The sequence below is a fragment of the Streptomyces sp. NPDC048590 genome, assembly GCF_043199535.1.
In the GTDB taxonomy this organism is placed as follows: Bacteria; Actinomycetota; Actinomycetes; order Streptomycetales; family Streptomycetaceae; genus Streptomyces.
Map to the genome: position 1 here is coordinate 91,363 of NZ_JBICWC010000014.1, position 16,417 is coordinate 107,779.

14 protein-coding genes are annotated in these 16,417 nt (G+C 70.3%); 10 read left to right on the forward strand and 4 right to left on the reverse strand.

From position 1 onward, the window contains the following. Nucleotides 1-124 precede the first annotated feature (124 nt). Nucleotides 125-955, forward strand: coding sequence for a S1 family peptidase (locus ACGFNN_RS32065; protein ID WP_393561203.1), 831 nt, complete (start codon nucleotides 125-127; stop codon nucleotides 953-955). Between the two features lie 109 nt (nucleotides 956-1,064). On the opposite strand, the gene ACGFNN_RS32070 is transcribed toward ACGFNN_RS32065, so the two are convergent. Then, a complete protein-coding gene (locus ACGFNN_RS32070; RefSeq protein ID WP_073748127.1) occupies nucleotides 1,065-1,295 on the reverse strand; it encodes a hypothetical protein in 231 nt (76 codons plus the stop codon). Nucleotides 1,296-1,728: 433 nt separating this feature from the next. Here ACGFNN_RS32070 and ACGFNN_RS32075 point away from each other — a divergent pair, with 433 nt between their 5' ends. From ACGFNN_RS32075 to ACGFNN_RS32100, 6 genes are all read left to right on the forward strand, one after another. Then, nucleotides 1,729-3,855: a type IIA DNA topoisomerase subunit B gene (locus tag ACGFNN_RS32075; RefSeq protein ID WP_393561205.1), complete on the forward strand. Its 2,127-nt coding sequence runs from the start codon at nucleotides 1,729-1,731 to the stop codon at nucleotides 3,853-3,855. Nucleotides 3,856-3,976: 121 nt separating this feature from the next. Continuing rightward, complete coding sequence (locus ACGFNN_RS32080) at nucleotides 3,977-4,516, forward strand: DUF1453 domain-containing protein (RefSeq protein ID WP_393561207.1); 540 nt, start codon at nucleotides 3,977-3,979, stop codon at nucleotides 4,514-4,516. Next, a complete protein-coding gene (locus ACGFNN_RS32085; protein WP_393561209.1) occupies nucleotides 4,513-5,676 on the forward strand; it encodes a sensor histidine kinase in 1,164 nt (387 codons plus the stop codon). The genes ACGFNN_RS32080 and ACGFNN_RS32085 overlap by 4 nt, the downstream gene beginning before the upstream one ends. Then, on the forward strand, nucleotides 5,673-6,350 hold the full coding sequence (locus ACGFNN_RS32090) for a response regulator (RefSeq protein WP_393561211.1): 678 nt from the start codon (nucleotides 5,673-5,675) through the stop codon (nucleotides 6,348-6,350). Before ACGFNN_RS32085 ends, ACGFNN_RS32090 begins: the two co-directional genes overlap by 4 nt. Nucleotides 6,351-6,446: 96 nt before the next feature. Further along, nucleotides 6,447-6,923, forward strand: a complete 477-nt coding sequence (locus ACGFNN_RS32095; protein ID WP_393561213.1) for a DUF485 domain-containing protein — start codon at nucleotides 6,447-6,449, stop codon at nucleotides 6,921-6,923. Then, complete coding sequence (locus ACGFNN_RS32100) at nucleotides 6,920-8,512, forward strand: cation acetate symporter (RefSeq protein ID WP_362671305.1); 1,593 nt, start codon at nucleotides 6,920-6,922, stop codon at nucleotides 8,510-8,512. The genes ACGFNN_RS32095 and ACGFNN_RS32100 overlap by 4 nt, the downstream gene beginning before the upstream one ends. 207 nt (nucleotides 8,513-8,719) lie before the next feature. Here the strand turns inward: ACGFNN_RS32100 and ACGFNN_RS32105 are convergent, their stop codons facing one another. Both ACGFNN_RS32105 and ACGFNN_RS32110 read right to left on the reverse strand, forming a co-directional pair. Continuing rightward, nucleotides 8,720-9,397, reverse strand: a complete 678-nt coding sequence (locus tag ACGFNN_RS32105) for a response regulator (RefSeq protein WP_393561215.1) — start codon at nucleotides 9,395-9,397, stop codon at nucleotides 8,720-8,722. Further along, nucleotides 9,394-11,253: an ATP-binding protein gene (locus ACGFNN_RS32110; RefSeq protein ID WP_393561217.1), complete on the reverse strand. Its 1,860-nt coding sequence runs from the start codon at nucleotides 11,251-11,253 to the stop codon at nucleotides 9,394-9,396. The genes ACGFNN_RS32105 and ACGFNN_RS32110 overlap by 4 nt, the downstream gene beginning before the upstream one ends. Before the next feature lie 365 nt (nucleotides 11,254-11,618). Here ACGFNN_RS32110 and ACGFNN_RS32115 point away from each other — a divergent pair, with 365 nt between their 5' ends. Further along, nucleotides 11,619-12,626, forward strand: a complete 1,008-nt coding sequence (locus ACGFNN_RS32115) for a LacI family DNA-binding transcriptional regulator (protein WP_393561219.1) — start codon at nucleotides 11,619-11,621, stop codon at nucleotides 12,624-12,626. 63 nt (nucleotides 12,627-12,689) lie between these two features. On the opposite strand, the gene ACGFNN_RS32120 is transcribed toward ACGFNN_RS32115, so the two are convergent. Continuing rightward, nucleotides 12,690-13,994, reverse strand: a complete 1,305-nt coding sequence (locus ACGFNN_RS32120; protein WP_393561221.1) for a citrate/2-methylcitrate synthase — start codon at nucleotides 13,992-13,994, stop codon at nucleotides 12,690-12,692. A 145-nt stretch (nucleotides 13,995-14,139) separates the two neighbouring features. Here ACGFNN_RS32120 and ACGFNN_RS32125 point away from each other — a divergent pair, with 145 nt between their 5' ends. After that, the gene (locus tag ACGFNN_RS32125; protein ID WP_393561223.1) at nucleotides 14,140-15,309 is read left to right on the forward strand and encodes a citrate synthase; all 1,170 of its coding nucleotides are present in this window, start codon (nucleotides 14,140-14,142) and stop codon (nucleotides 15,307-15,309) included. A gap of 21 nt (nucleotides 15,310-15,330) precedes the next feature. Further along, on the forward strand, nucleotides 15,331-16,395 hold the full coding sequence (locus tag ACGFNN_RS32130) for a CobW family GTP-binding protein (protein ID WP_393561225.1): 1,065 nt from the start codon (nucleotides 15,331-15,333) through the stop codon (nucleotides 16,393-16,395). Nucleotides 16,396-16,417 lie beyond the last annotated feature (22 nt).

The following is a 16,417-nucleotide window of genomic DNA, read 5'->3' on the forward strand; positions in this document are numbered from 1 at the left end:
GACGTGGACATGGGCCGGGCCCGGAACCTCCTCAGGTTCCGGGCCCGGCCCATGTCCACGTGCGGCGGGCACCGCGGAGGATGACGCTGAGTGGGAACCGTTCACCAAGGTGTCAGGAGCCCCCATGCACCGCGTTCCCGTCCGTGTCCTTCCCGCCGTGTTCACCCTGGCTCTCGCCGCTGCGGCGATACCCCTCGGCACCCCGGCCCTCGCAGAAGCGGACAGCATCATCGTCGGAGGAAGGCCGGCGGCCGTCGCCGACAGTCCGTGGGCCGTGGCCGTCTCCAGCCGTGACCGGTTCGGAGGAACCAGGGCAGGCCAGTTCTGCGGGGGAGTGGCGGTCGCGCCGACCCGGGTGCTGACAGCCGCGCACTGCATGGGGGAGGACGTCCTGGGGGGCGCCCCCTCGGAGATCCGGGACCTGCGGGTCATAGCCGGGCGGGACGAACTGGACGAGCCCGGCGGCAGGGAGATCCCGGTGCGTTCGGTGTGGGTCAACCCGGTCTACGACCCGCGCACCAACTCCGCCGACCTCGCCGTCCTCACGCTGGCAGAGGCGCTGCCGAAGGAGAGCGTGATCCCCATGGCGGGCTCCGGTGACAAGGCGTACACGGAGGGTACCTCCGCCACTGTGTACGGCTGGGGGGACACCACCGGATACGGGGCGTACGCGGCAGGCCTGCGTGCCGCGAAGGTACGGGTACTGCCGGACGGTGACTGCGCGAGGGCCTACCCGGGGGGCACACAGGGCGCGTACGAGCCCTCGTCGATGCTCTGCGCCGGTGTGGCGGCGGGAGGGCGGGACGCCTGCCAGGGAGACAGCGGAGGCCCTCTGGTGGCCCGTGGGCGGCTCATCGGGCTCGTCTCGTGGGGCAGCGGCTGCGGGGCGCCGGGCAGCCCCGGTGTGTACACGCGGGTCTCCGCCGCGATCCGGTGGATGGCGGCGGAGAGGTGAACCCCTGACCGACACTCCGGCTCGCACGAGAACGGGCGGCCTCCCCTGAGGGAGACCGCCCGTCGGCCGGTCGGGGACCGTGCCCATGGCTCGTCGTGGATGCGAGGTGTCAGTGTTCCTCGTCGGCGGCACTTGCCTGTACGGCGGTGAGCCGGTCCGTCTCATCCTGTATTTCCGCGGCGATCTTCTTGAGTTCCGGCTCGAACTTGCGCCCGTGGTGGGCACAGAAGAGCAGTTCACCGCCACTGATCAGCACGACGCGCAGATAGGCCTGGGCGCCGCAACGGTCACAGCGGTCTGCTGCGGTCAGCGGGCTCGCGGGGGTCAGAACAGTAGTCACGTCGCCTCTTCTCTAGCTCGACGAGCTGTCGTACCAGGGTCAACATCCAACCAGGCCGAAAACGTTCCCGCTCGTGGCATTTCTTCGAAACTTCTTCTCGGAGTGGCTGTCTGTCGCCGGTTGGCGGCGAATGTGCCGTATTGCGTAGCGCTACGGTTTCGCGTTGCTTGTGTGGGCCGGTCCCCCCGGCTGGCTTGCCGGTTGTTCTTGAGGACGTGCCCGGAGCCTAAATGGTTCATGCCTCGAAGGGAACGTGATGTGCACGTCACTCCAACGAATGATCGAACGTGTATGCGAGGCTGCACTAGCATAAGGATTCCCCATGGGTGGCGTTACAACCGCTCTACCAGGCCTCGGTAGGCTCTCAGCGGCTACCGAGGCCGAGCCCGTCACCCATCGGGCCCCCAATGAAATTCAGCGAGGAGCGAACCGCGTGACCGCCGATTCCGTGCCGTCCACTGCGCTGCTGACCGGAGCAGGCGGCGCAGACAGGGACAGCTCCAACTACACCGCGCGGCACCTTCTCGTCCTCGAGGGGCTCGAAGCGGTGCGCAAGCGCCCCGGGATGTACATCGGGTCCACGGACAGTCGCGGGCTCATGCACTGCCTCTGGGAGATCATCGACAACTCCGTGGACGAGGCGCTCGGGGGGTACTGCGACGCCATCGAGGTGATCCTCCACGACGACGGCTCCGTCGAGGTGCGTGACAACGGCCGTGGCATCCCGGTCGACGTGGAGCCCAAGACGGGGCTCTCCGGCATCGAGGTCGTCATGACCAAGCTGCACGCCGGCGGAAAGTTCGGCGGCGGCTCGTACGCCGCTTCGGGTGGTCTGCACGGTGTCGGCGCCTCGGTCGTGAACGCTCTCTCGGCCCGTCTGGACGTCGAGGTCGACAGGAACAGCGCGACGCACTCCATCAGTTTCCGCCGCGGTGTTCCCGGCATGTTCACCGAGTCGGGGCCGGACAGCCCGTTCGACCCCGCCAACGGCCTCCGCAAGGGCAAGCGGGTGCCGAAGACGCGTACCGGCACACGGGTGAGGTACTGGGCGGACCGCCAGATCTTCCTCAAGGACGCCAGGCTCAGTCTCGAGACGCTCTACCAGCGGGCGCGCCAGACAGCCTTCCTCGTGCCCGGCCTGACCATCGTCGTGCGCGACGAGCGCGGTATCGACGGCGAGGGCAAGACGGAGGAGACCTTCCGCTTCGACGGAGGGATCAGCGAGTTCTGCGAGTACCTGGCGCAGGACAAGGCGGTGTGCGACGTCCAGCGGCTGAGCGGGACGGGAACGTTCAAGGAGACCGTCCCGGTCCTGGACGACCGCGGGCACATGACGGCGACCGAGGTAACCCGGGAACTGGGCGTGGACATCGCCCTGCGCTGGGGCACCGGCTACGACACCAACATCAAGTCCTTCGTGAACATCATCGCCACCCCCAAGGGCGGCACCCATGTCACGGGCTTCGAGCGCTCCCTCACCCGGACCGTCAACGAGGCGCTGCGTTCCGCCAAGCTCCTGCGTGTCGCCGAGGACGACATCGTCAAGGACGACGCGCTGGAGGGGCTGACCGCGGTCGTCACGGTGCGTCTCGCGGAGCCGCAGTTCGAAGGTCAGACCAAGGAGGTGCTGGGCACCTCCGCGGCCAACCGGATCGTGGCCAACGTGGTCGCCAAGGAACTCAAGGCGTTCCTCACGTCGACCAAGCGCGACGCCAAGGCGCAGGCCAGGGCTGTTCTGGACAAGGCGGTGGCCGCGGCGCGCACCCGCATCGCGGCCCGCCAGCACAAGGACGCCCAGCGCCGCAAGACAGCGCTCGAGTCCTCCTCGCTGCCCGCCAAGCTCGCCGACTGCCGGAGCGACGACGTGGAGCGCAGCGAGCTCTTCATCGTCGAGGGTGACTCGGCACTCGGCACCGCGAAGCTGGCGCGCAACAGTGAGTTCCAGGCTCTGCTGCCCATCCGGGGCAAGATCCTCAACGTGCAGAAGTCGTCCGTCTCGGACATGCTCAAGAACGCCGAGTGCGGTGCCATCATCCAGGTCATAGGAGCCGGCTCCGGGCGCACCTTCGACATCGACACGGCCCGGTACGGCAAGGTCATCATGATGACCGACGCCGATGTCGACGGTTCGCACATCAGGACCCTGCTGCTGACGCTCTTCCAGCGCTACATGAGGCCCATGGTCGAGGCCGGCCGGGTATTCGCGGCAGTGCCCCCGCTGCACCGGATCGAGCTCGTCCAGCCCAAGAAGGGCCAGGACAAGTACATCTACACCTACTCCGACAGCGAGCTCAGGCAGACGCTGCTGGAGCTCCAGCGGAAGAACGTCCGCTTCAAGGACTCCATCCAGCGGTACAAGGGGCTGGGCGAGATGGACGCGGACCAGCTGGCGGAGACCACCATGGATCCGCGCCACCGCACCCTGCGGCGGATCAACATCGGCGACCTGGAATCGTCGGAGCAGGTCTTCGACCTGCTCATGGGCAACGAGGTCGCGCCCCGCAAGGAGTTCATCACCAGCTCGGCGGCGACCCTCGACCGCTCCCGCATCGACGTCTGAGCCTCTCCACCCGTGGGTGGAGAGGAATTCTCCACCCACGGTCAGCCCTGGAGCCGATCTCAGGACGCCTCCACCTCCATAGCGTTGACGGCATCGAACTTCACGCCCCACGGAGGCTGCAATGTCGGAACTGTTCAACGTCCTGGTGATCATCGCGGTGGTCGCGTTTGTCGTCGTGCGCCAGTTCTCCGACCGACGGGTCGGGGAGCAGCGGCGCTGGTGGTTGCTGCCCGCGGTCCTCCTCGTCGTCGCACTCCGGTCCGACGGGGCCGTCGATCCCCACCACGAGACGCTCTCGGCCACGATGCTGGGTGCAGCTCTCGTGACGGGCCTGGCCACGGGCGCGGGGTGGGGGTGGACCGCCCGCCTCCGGCAGGGTCCGGACGATTCCGTCTGGAGCCGGGGCACCAGAGCAACCGCCTTCGTGTGGGCGGGCGGGATCGCGGTGCGTGTCTCGCTGGCGGTGGCGGCCGTTCTGCTCGGCGTCCATCAGGGGACGGCGGCCCTGCTGGTCTCGCTCGCGGCGATGCTGTTCGCCCGAGGCGGCGTACTGGCCCTGCGAGCCAAGGAACTCCGTGGCCGCAGGGGTGGCGCCGCGTTCGTCGCCGCCGGGGGCGTTTCCGAGGCGCCCGTTCGGCACATGTCGAAGGGCGGGGCGTGAACCGCGCCACGTGGATGAGCTGGCCCAGCCGGGAAGCCCTCACCAAAACTCCCAGGACCGGGCTCCGTGCCGTGCTCCAGCGCCTGGTGTGGGCCGCGGTGGCCCTCGGCCTCCTCTGGAACGCCTTCGCGGACGGACGGTTCACCCTCTGGCAGGTCGCCCTCGGCCTGGTGGTCACGGCGGGCTGTGCGCTCGCGGCCAGAGCGTTCTTCCAAATGACCAGGGAACATCGCCTGTGGCCGTCCGTCGGGCTGCTGGCCCTGCTGACGGTGGTGGCGTTCCTCTCCCTGGAGGCCGGCGCCGGAGCGATCGCCGTCGCGCTGTGGTGCGGCTGCGCGGTGGTCGCGCTGGGGCGCCTCCCGCTGTACGCGGCGGTGCCGCTCACGGCGGTGACGCTCCTGGCGTACGCGGTGGTCAAGGGCGACGGCTGGCTCACGACCGTGATCACGACGGGAAGCCTCTGCCTGGGTGGATACGTGCTGCGGCTCGATGCCGAGGCGCGGGGCGCCTCCCGGCGGCTGCTCGACCAGGAGCGGGCCGCGAGGAAGGCCGAGGCGGGGGCGGCGGCCCTGGCGGAGCGGTCCAGGATCGCCCGCGAGATCCATGACGTCCTGGCGCACAGCCTCTCCGCCCAACTGGTGCATCTGGAGGCCGCACGCCTGCTGATCGAGCGGGAGCCCGCCGGGGAATTCCGCGACCAGGTGCTGGAACGGGTCGTGGCGGCGCGTTCCATGGCGCGTGAGGGCCTCGCGGAGACCCGTCAGGCGCTGTCCGCCCTGCGTGGGGAGATGACCCCCGTGGAGGACTTCCTGCATCAGCTGGCCTCCGGCGGGCCCGCGACGGTGTCCGTGGTGGGGGAGGGCCGTGAGCTGACCGCGGAGGCCTCGCAGACCGTGCGCAGAGTCGCCCAGGAGGCGTTGACCAACACCCGGAAGCACGCACCGGGGGCGGCGGTCACCGTCAGACTGGAGTACGAACCGGACGCGATCGTCCTGGAGGTGCGGGACAGTGGCGGTCGCCGACCGGTGGGTGAACTCGCTGTCAGTGGCTCGGGTTACGGTCTTGTGGGGATGAGGGAGCGCGCCGAACTGCTCGGCGGGACCCTGGAGGCAGGACCGGGCGAGGAGGGGTTCGTGGTGAATCTGCGGGTGCCGGCGTGAGCGCACGGGTGGTGGTCGCCGACGACCAGTCGGTGGTGCGTGAGGGCATCGTCATGCTGCTGGGCCTGCTGCCGGACATCGAGGTGGTCGGAGCGGCGAAGGACGGCGACGAGGCGGTGGCTCTGGTGGCCGAGAAGTCGCCCGACGTGGTTCTGATGGACCTCCGGATGCCCAGATGCGACGGTGTCGAGGCCACGCGGCGGATCCGGAGGGACTACCCCGGCACCCAGGTGGTGGTGCTCACCACCTTCGCGGACGACGATTCGCTCTTCACCGCCCTGCAGGCGGGGGCGAGGGGTTACCTCACCAAGGACGCACGGGGTGAGGAGATCGCCCAGGCGATCCAAGCGGTGCTCGCCGGTGACGCCGGCCTCTCACCGAAGGTCCAGAGCAGGCTGCTGGAGCGGGTCACGGCGCAGGTCACCGCGAGCGGGGCGCCGCCCCCGGCGGAGCTTCCCGACAGTCTCACTCCCAGGGAGGTCGAGGTACTGGTCCTGATCGCCGACGGACTGTCCAACACCGAGATCGCCCGGACTCTCCACATCTCCCGGGCCACCGTCAAGACACACATCAACAACCTCTTCGCCAAGACGGGGGCACGAGACAGAACCGGTGCTGTGCGCTATGCGTACGGCAAGGGTCTCGCACAGCCGCCTGGCACTTCCGTCACCTGAAATGGTGAAGCACGGCGAATGATGTGCCCGGGATCTTCCCGATCTGCCCATTCTTGGCTACGCGGCCGAAAAGGCTCGCGGACAAGGGAGTTGTGGGTGGAGAAGGAAGCAGGGCCTGACGCCGCAGCGATGCGGCTCGAGGACCCGTGGCACGAGGCTCCGGCCGCCGGATGGGGCGAGCCGGACGGCCCGAGGGTGATCCCGGCCGAGGAGCGGTGGTCCCGGCCGGAGGAGCAGGGAGGGCTCAGCGCGGCCGAGATCTATCTGGAGGTGCAGCGCAGTCCCGCATTCCGCGAAGTGCGCCGTAGCTACCGCAGGTTCGTGACACCGGCCGCCGCCGCCTTCCTGCTCTGGTATCTCGCCTACGTCATCGCGGCCACCACAGCGCACGACCTGATGGCGTGGCCTGTCGTGGGTGCGCTCAACGTGGCCATGGTGGCAGGGCTCGGGCAGTTCCTCACCACCTTCCTCCTCACCTGGGCGTACGTGCGCCACGCCCGGCTGCACCGTGACCGGGCGGCGCTCGAACTCCGTTGGGAGACACAGGAAATGACCAGAGGAGCCGAACTGTGAGAGAGGACCACCAGACGCTGGCCCTGCTCCTGTTCAGCGTGTTCATCGCCGTCACCCTCGGCATCACCACCTGGGTCGGACGCAACCGGCAGGGATCCGCGGAGGAGTTCTACGCGGGCGGACGGCTCTTCTCTCCGATGGAGAACGGATTCGCCATCGCCGGCGACTACATGTCCGCCGCGTCCTTCCTCGGTATCTCGGGGCTGATCGCCCTGTTCGGGTACGACGGCATGCTGTACTCCGTCGGATTCCTCGTGGCCTGGCTCGTCGTCCTGCTGCTCGTGGCCGAACTCGTCCGCAACTGCGGGCGTTTCACGCTGGCCGACGTGGTCGCGGCCCGTATGGCGGAGCGCCCGGTGCGCACGGCGGTGGGCGCTTCGTCGGTCACGGTCTCGGTCCTGTACCTGGTGGCCCAGATGGTGGGTGCGGGCAGCCTCGTCGCCCTCCTGCTCGGCGGTACCAGCGACACGGCGCGCTCCTGGACGGTGGTGGGCGTCGGGGCGCTCATGGTCGTCTATGTGTCCTTGGGCGGCATGCGCGCCACGACCTGGATCCAGATCGTCAAGACGGTCCTGCTGATGAGCGGAGCCGTCGCGCTCACCACCCTCGTCCTCGTCCGCTTCCACGGCGACATCAACGCACTGCTCACATCCGCCGCCGAACGCAGCGGGCACGGGCGGGACTTCCTCTCGCCCGGGCTGAAGTACGGGGGGAGCTGGACGGCGCGGCTCGATTTCATCAGCCTCGGTCTGGCCCTGGTCCTCGGCACGGCCGGCCTGCCGCACATCCTGTCGCGCTTCTACACGGTCCCTACCGCCCGTGCGGCCCGGCGTTCGGTCGTCTGGTCCATCGGGCTGATCGGCAGTTTCTACCTCATGACGATCGTGCTCGGCTTCGGGGCCGCCGCACTCGTCGGATCCGCCGATGTCCGGGCGTCCAACGCTTCCGGGAACACGGCTGTCCCGCTCCTCGCCCTCGTCCTGGGCGGCGGCGAGGGCTCCACGGGGGGCACTGTGCTTTTCGCCGTCGTCGCCGCGATCGCCTTCGCCACGATCCTTGCCGTCGTCGCCGGCATCACCCTCGCCTCGTCCGCGTCCGTGGCCCACGACCTCTACGCCTCGTTCCGGCGCCCGGGGGCCAGACAGCGGAGTGAGGTGGGCGTGGCAAGGGCGGCCGCCGCCGGGATCGGGGTGCTGGCCATCGGGCTTGGTCTCCTTGCCCAGGACCTGAATGTCGCGTTCCTGGTGGGACTCGCCTTCGCTGTCGCGGCCTCCGCGAACCTGCCGGCGCTGGTGTACTCGCTGTTCTGGCGGAACTTCACCACCCGGGGTGCGGTCTGGGCCGTCTACGGCGGGCTGCTCCCCGCCCTCGCGCTCGTCCTGCTCTCCCCGGTCGTCTCGGGTAGCCCCAGCTCACTCTTCCCCGGTGTGGACTTCGCACTGTTCCCCCTGGAGAACCCGGGCCTGGTGTCGATCCCGGCCGGTTTCCTGGCCGGCTGGGCCGGTACCGTCACCTCGCCGGAGCCTCCCGATCCGGCCAAGCACGCGGAGACCGAGGTGCGGTCACTGACCGGGGCGGGGGCGGCGTAGCGCCCGCCTGCTCGGCGGAGGCCGTCGCAGGCATGGTGGCCCCGTATCGCCGGTGCGTGGGCCACCGGGGCGGGAGCCGATCTGCGGCAGGCCCGATCGGGCGGCCCCTCCGGCCCGTCGGCCTGTCTGGTTCATCGGTCGTGTCCGTACCGTCGCCTCCCCCGTACCGTCGGCCTGTCTGATCCGTTGCGGGAGTGCCCGGCCGATTCAGGAGCCGTCGGCCCAGGTGTACCGGTGCTCGGGGCGGCCTGTCTCCCCGTATCTGAGGGACAGCCGCACCCGGCCCGTACGCTCCAGCAGTTTCAGGTAACGCTGCGCCGTCTGCCGGCTCATTCCCGCGCCGTCCGCGACCTGCTGCGCGGACAGTGGACCGCCGGCCTCTCGCAGGGCTTGGCGGACGAGTTCCGCGGTGGTGGTGGAGTGGCCCTTGGGGAGCTCGGAACCGTCCGTGGCCCACAAGGCCCCGAACAACCGGTCCACCTCCGCCTGCTCGGCCTCGCCACCGCTTTCGAAGGAGTGGCGGAGGGCCGCGTACGCCTCGAGCTTGGTCCGGAGCCCCGCGTACGTGAAGGGCTTGACCAGGTACTGGAGGGCTCCGTGACGCATCGCGGCCTGGACGGTCGTGACGTCGCGGGCGGCCGTCACCATGATCACATCGGAGTGCAGTCCGAGCTCACGCAACTCCCGCACCACGGACAGTCCGTTGCGGTCCGGGAGGTGGTGGTCGAGCAGGATCAGGTCGACGGGACTCTCACCGAGCCTGGCGAGAGCCTCGGTCGCCGAATACGCCAGCGCGGCAACCCGGAATCCGGGCACCTTGGCCACATAGGCCGCGTTGATCCGCGCGACGCGCACGTCGTCGTCCACGACCAGAACCTCGATCATCGGTCTTCTCCCTGTGTCGTGGGGCGTACGGGCGTTCGTGGGCCGGGCGGGACTCCGCGTAGCTCTGCCCTCTCATCCGTGCGGCCGGTTTCCGTGCGGTCGGGCTCGTCGAGGTCGGGCTCATCGAACTCTGGTTCATCGGGGACGCGGAACCCGCGGGCACCATCCCCGTGACCGTGACCGCACACATCCCCGGGGCCGGGAATGACCGGCTGCTCCGATTCGCACAGCGCGTCCGGGAGGACGACGGTGAACACCGCGCCGCCCCCGAGCGGGGCGGACACGGTCGCGCTGCCGCCCTGACGCTCGGCCAGTCGGCGCACCAGGGGAAGGCCTAGCCCTCGCTTGCCGTGTGCCGGGAGTTCCTTGGTCGACCAGCCTTCCAGGAAGATCGATTCCCGGTCGCTCACGGGGACACCGGGACCGCTGTCGCTCACGCGCATGATGACCGTACGGTCTTCGGCCCGGATCTCCACTTCGATCCACACCTCCGCCGACCCGGCGGCCGCGTCCATCGCGTTGTCCACCAGATTGCCGAGGACGGTGACGAGACCGCGAGGGTCCACCAGCCGGTCCGGGAGCAGGCTTTCCGCGGATATCCGCAGCGCCGCCCCGCGTTCCGCCGCCACGGTGGCCTTACCGACGAGCAGGGAGGCGAGCAGGGGGTCGTGGATCCGTTCGGTGACCTGCTCGGCCGTCGCCCTGTGGACCCCCACCACCTCGGTGACGAACTCCACCGCCTCGTCGTGCATCTCCAGCTCCAGCAGCCCCAGGAGGGTGTGGAGCCGGTTCGCGTGCTCGTGGTCCTGGGCCCTGAGCGCGTCGATCAGACCGCGGGTCGAGTCCAGTTCACGGCCCAGGTACTCGAGCTCGGTACGGTCGCGCAGGGTGGCCACGGCCCCGCCGTCGCCGGTCGGCATCCTGTTCACGAGCAGGACGCGACTGCCGCGTACGGTCACCACCAGGTCGTCGCCGAGGACCCGCCCGGCAAGTACGTCCGCCGTCCGGCCCGCACCGAGGACATCGTCCGGACGCATGCCCGTGGCATCCGCGCCGAGGCCGAGCAGCCGCTGTGCTTCGTCGTTCAGGAGCCGGATGCAGCCCCTCCCGTCCAGCGCGACGACGCCCTCGCGGATGCCGTGCAGCATGGCCTCCCGCTCGGTCAGCAGCGCCGAGATGTCGGAGAAGGCCAGGTCGTGGGTCTGCCGCTGGAGCCGGCGGGAGATCAGGCCGGCGACCAGCGCGCCCGCCGCCAGGGCCCCGCCCGCGTACGCGAGCAGCTCCGGGATCGCGGCGAGAAGCCGTGCGCGGACACTGTCGTAGGCGATTCCGGCCGAGACGGCTCCGACGACCCGGTGCGAGCCGTCGAGCAGGGGCACCTTGCCGCGCGCGGAACGTCCCAGGGTGCCGCTGTCGATCTCCATCACGGACCTCCCGCCGAGTGCCGCGCCGGGGTCGGTGGAGACGTGGCCGCCGATGCGGGAGGTGTCAGGGTGTGACCAGCGCACTCCCCGACTGTCCATGATCACGACGTACTCGGCCCCCGTCGCCCGCCTGACGCGCTCAGCGGCGCTCTGGACGGGCCCGTCCGGGCGGGGCCGGGTGGTGAGCAGTGAGTCGGCGATCCCCGGCTGGGCGGCGGTGGACTGCGCGATCGCGAGCGCCCGGCGCATCGCCTGGTCGTCGAGCTGGGCCCCGAGCGGTGCGAGGAAGAGCCCGGTGACGAGGGCCGTGACGCCGGTGAGTACGGCCAGCTGCATGAGCAGGACCTGGGAGAAGACCCTCCGCGGCCAGCCGAAGCCGCGATGTCTGCGGGAGTCGGCCGACGGGGCGCTGGTCGTCGGTGGGGCGCTCATCGTACGAACCGTAGAGGGCGGACCGTGCGGACCGAAATCTCCGCTGCCGCTCGGGGTCACCGGAAGACACGAGGCTGGCAGGACTGGTGGAGGTCCACGGCACCACGGCCCGTCCGGGCCGGCGGCTGCGGGCCCGGGACCGGGACGACACCGCCGTACGGCACCTCGCACCGCTCCTCGTGCCGTTCGGCGACGCGCTGGCCCGGCCAGGGCAGTGGCCAACCGGTTCGCGGGCGTGGTGAGGCCCCGAGTCTCCTGCCGGAGCACGGCCTCGGGGCTTGCCACGACGGCCCTCATCTGTGAGCGTTCTATGGGTATTCGCAGCGACGCAATCTTCTTGCGTTTCTTGCGCTAATCTTGCGTTCATGACGCGACGACTTGCTCAGGTTGCCCAGAAGGTCGGAGTCAGCGAGGCCACGGTCAGCCGCGTGCTGAACGGCAAGCCCGGCGTATCCGACGCCACACGGCAGGCCGTCCTCTCCGCCCTCGACGTGCTGGGATACGAGCGTCCGACGCAGCTGCGCGGTGAGCGCGCCCGGCTGGTGGGACTCGTCCTGCCCGAGCTGCAGAACCCGATCTTCCCGGCCTTCGCCGAGGTCGTCGGCGGCGCGCTCGCCCAGCAAGGGCTGACCCCGGTGCTCTGCACACAGACCAAGGGCGGGGTCTCCGAGGCCGACTACGTCGAGCTCCTGCTCCAGCAGCAGGTCTCCGGGGTCGTGTTCGCCGGTGGGCTCTACGCCCAGGCGGACGCCCCGCACGACCATTACAAGGTGCTCGCCGACCGCAAGATCCCGGTCGTCCTGATCAACGCCGCCATCGCTCACCTCGGTTTCCCCGCCGTCTCGTGCGACGACTCGGTGGCCGTCGAGCAGGCCTGGCGCCATCTCGTCTCCCTCGGCCACGAGAAGATCGGCTTCGTGCTCGGCCCGGCCGATCACATGCCCTCCCAGCGCAAGCTGTCCGCCGCTCGGGCGCTGGCCGGGCAGGAGGGTGTGTCGGTACCCGACGAGCGGGTGGTGCGGGCGATGTTCTCGATCGAGGGAGGGCAGGCGGCGGCCGCGCGGCTCCTGGACGACGGGGTCACCGGCATCATCTGCGCCAGCGACCCGCTCGCACTCGGCGCCGTGCGGGCCGCGCGGCGCCGCGGACTCTCCGTGCCCGGGGACGTCTCGGTCGTCGGTTACGACGACTCGGCGTTCATGAACTGCACCGAACCGCCGCTGACCACCGTGCGCCAGCCGATCGAAGCCATGGGCAGGGCGGCGGTCGAACTGCTCTCGGTGCAGATCGCCGGGCGGACGGTGCCCTCCGACGAGCTGCTCTTCGAGCCGGAACTCGTCGTCCGCGGTTCGACGGCCCGCCCGTCCAGGTAGCACCCGTACGCGAGCCCGGTGGGGCCCGCGAGTTTTTGCGTCGGCTGTAGCTAATTTGCAGGATCAGCCGGCCGGGGGGAGTGGTTGCGGCGGGCGCGGGCCCGTGTACTGCCCGCTCGGGCGCAGTCGCAGCGGACGTTCCACGTACTCCTCCATCGCGTGTGCGATCCAGCCTGCCGTGCGGGACACCGCGAACACCGTCTCGCCTGCCTCGGCCGGCATGCCGCAGGCGACCGAGAGGACAGCCATGGCCAGGTCGACATTGGCGTGCAACGGCGTGTGGCGAGCAGCCGTCGCGACCACGGCACGGGCCGCCTCCAGTGCCGGAGCCGCCTGGGGGACCTCGTCCAGCAGGGCGAACAGCACGGTCGCCCGGGGGTCCTCGCCCGTGTAGAGCCGATGGCCGAGCCCAGGGATGCGACGCCCCGCCCGCAGATGGTCCGCGACGACCGGAGCCGCGCCGCCCCGGCCGACCACCTCCGAGAGCATCCGGTGCGCCGCACCGCTCGCGGCGCCGTGCAGCGGCCCTTCCAGAGCGCCGAGCCCGGCCGAGACCACGGCGTACGGATGGGCGTGGGTCGACGCGGCGACCCGCGCGGCCAGGGTCGAGGCCGCCAGGTCATGGTCGGCCAGCAGCGCGAGCGCGGTGTCGAGCACGGCCAGTGACGCGGGGTCCGCCCGCACACCGCAGAGCCTCGGCCACAGCTGGGACGCGAGCGAGTCTCGGTCGCGAGGGGCCACGTCCGCGCCTTCGGTCGTCGGCAGCGCGCCCACAAGCGTCGGCAGCAGACCGCGCGCACTGTTGAGCACCCCCTCCGGGGAGAGGTCGAAGCGCAGCGGATCGGTGGCCGCGGCGGCGGCCACCGCTGCCCGGAGCCGGTCCGTCGAACTGCTGTGCGGCGGGAGCGCCGCGGCCGTGCGCCGGGCGGCCGTGAGTGATTCGGGGGGCGCGGTGAACCGCACGCCCCGGTGGAGTTCACCGGTCCAGATCCACTCGGCGACCTCCTCGTAGCTGTGGCGACGGGCGAGCTCCGCCGCGTCGACGCCCCGGAAGAAGTACCGGTCCGGCTGGATGAGGGTGATGCCGGTGCGGAAGACCAGCTCACCCGCGGCCGCTGCCGAGGACTCCCTGCGTCCCGTCCGGCGGGAGAGGGAGTCGACCTCGGCGGCGTCGAACGTACTGCCGCGGCCGCCGGGCGCGCGCCTGCTGGTGAGCTGCCCCCGGCTCACATACGCGTACACCGTCTCGGGCTTCACGCCGAGACGTTCGGCGGCCTCCCGGGTGGTGAGCCTGCGCCCGTCGGCCTCCGCGCCGTGCGCACCGGTCACGGGCAGCGGGCCGGGTGGAGGTGGCGCGTCATGGGTCATGACGTCACCGTATCCCCCTTCATGACTGGTCCATACCCCGTCCCGCCCCGAAGGCCATGTATTGATTCAATCAATATTGACATCCATATGGGCGACAGAGGATGGTCGAATCAATACTCATGGACCCCCGGAGGAGAGAACAGCCATGTCTGCCGCGCACCCACGCACACACGCCGCACCGTCCGACGTCCCTCGCGGCCTCGCCGGAGTGATCGTCACCGACACCGCACTGGGAGATGTGCGAGGACAGGAGGGCTTCTACCACTACAGGGAGTACTCCGCGGTCGAGCTGGCGGAGAGCCGGCCCTTCGAGGACGTCTGGTACCTGATGTTCCACGGCGGGTTGCCGGATCGGGCCGAGAGCGCCGCCTTCGCCGCCCGTACCGCCGGGCTGCGCCACCTGCCGCCCGACGTGCGGGACGCGTTGCCGGCGATCGCGCGAGCGGGAGCGACGGCGGGCCCGCTCGCCGGACTGCGGACCGCCCTCTCGCTGTTCGGGGCGTCGGCCGGGTTCCGCCCGGTGTACGACATAGACAGCGACCGGCGCCGGGAGGACGCCCTGGCCGTGTGCGCGGCGGTCCCCACGCTGCTGACCTCTCTGTACCGCCTGGGCCAGGGGCTCGAGCCGGTCGCACCGCGCGACGATCTCCCCTTCGCCGCGAACTACCTCTACATGCTCACCGGTGAGGAGCCCGAGCCGGCACGGGCCGCGGCTGTCGAGCGGTATCTCGTCTCCACCGTCGACCACGGGTTCAACGCCTCCACGTTCACCGCCCGCGTCATCGCCTCCACCGGTGCCGACACCGCCGCCTGCCTCACCGGGGCCGTCGGCGCGCTCTCCGGGCCGCTGCACGGAGGTGCGCCGAGCCGGGCTCTGGACACTCTTGACGCCATCGCGACACCTGAAAGGATCGACGGGTGGATCCGTGAACGGGTCCTCGCCGGCGAGCGAATCATGGGATTCGGCCACCCCGTCTACCGCACCGAGGACCCGCGCTCCCGCATGCTCCGCTCGGTCGCGCAGAGCTTCGGCGGCCCGCTCGTCGACTTCGCCGTGGAGGTGGAGCGTCAGGTGGAGGCGATCCTGGCCGAGCTGAAACCGGGACGCGAACTGCACACGAACGTGGAGTTCTACGCCGGTGTGGTCATGGAGCTCTCCGGTCTGCCGCGCGAGATGTTCACCCCCACCTTCTGTGCCGCACGCATGGTCGGATGGAGCGCCAATATCCTGGAGCAGGCGGAGGACTCGAAGATCATCCGCCCGGCGGCCCGCTATGTCGGTACCCCGCCGCCCCGCCCCGTACCGGCACCCTGACCGACCCGAGGAAGGCCCCCGTTGACCCCGCCCCACGCCCCGCAGATCCCGGTCGTCGTCCTCGCGGGGTTCCTCGGATCAGGCAAGACGACGCTGCTCAACCACCTGCTCCGGAACAGGGCGGGCAACCGGATCGGCGTGGTCGTCAACGACTTCGGTTCCATCGAGATCGACGCCATGACCGTCGCGGGGCAGGTGGGATCCACCGTCTCACTCGGCAACGGATGCATGTGCTGCGCCGTCGACGCCAGTGAGCTCGACGGCTACCTGGAGACCCTGACCGCCCCCTCCGCCGCACTCGACGTCATCGTCATCGAGGCGAGCGGGCTGGCCGAACCCCAGGAACTCGTACGGATGCTGCTGGCCAGCGACAACCCCCGTGTCCGGTACGGCGGGCTGATCGAGGTCGTCGACGCCGCCGAGTTCACGGCCACACGGAAGCGGCACCCCGAGATCGAACGGCATCTGGCGGTCGCCGACCTGATCGTCCTGAACAAGACCGACCGCGCCACGGAGGAGGACCTGCTCGCCGTACGCGAGGCCGCCGGCGCGGCGGGCGGCAGGGCGGCCGTCGTCAGCACCGTGTACGGGCGGATCGACCCGGAGCTGCTGATCGATCCCGTCCTGCGGCCCGAGGACGACGAGGGGACCCGTCAGCTGACGTTCGAGGACCTGCTTCCCGAGACCGACCGGATGCACGACGAGCACCTGCACGCGACCTACGAGAGCCTCTCCTTCACCGCTCCCGTGCCGCTCGACCCGCGCCGCTTCATGGCCTTCCTCGACTCCAGGCCCGCCGGCCTCTACCGGATCAAGGGCTTCGCGGACTTCGGCGCGGGCGACCCGGGCAACCGGTACACCCTGCACGCCGTCGGCCGATTCCTCCGCTTCGAACCCCGCCCCTGGGGCCGAGGCGAGGCACGCCTGACACAACTGGTGCTCATCGGGTCCGGGATCGACACCGCCGCGCTCCACAAGGAGCTCGACGCCTGCCAGGACCCGGCACAGGTCGCCACGGAGGAGCTTGAGCGCGCCATGTGGGGCGTCCTGCGGTACGTACCGCAGCCCGTCGGCGAGGAGGCCTGAGCCCCCTCGCCGACCGGCCGGT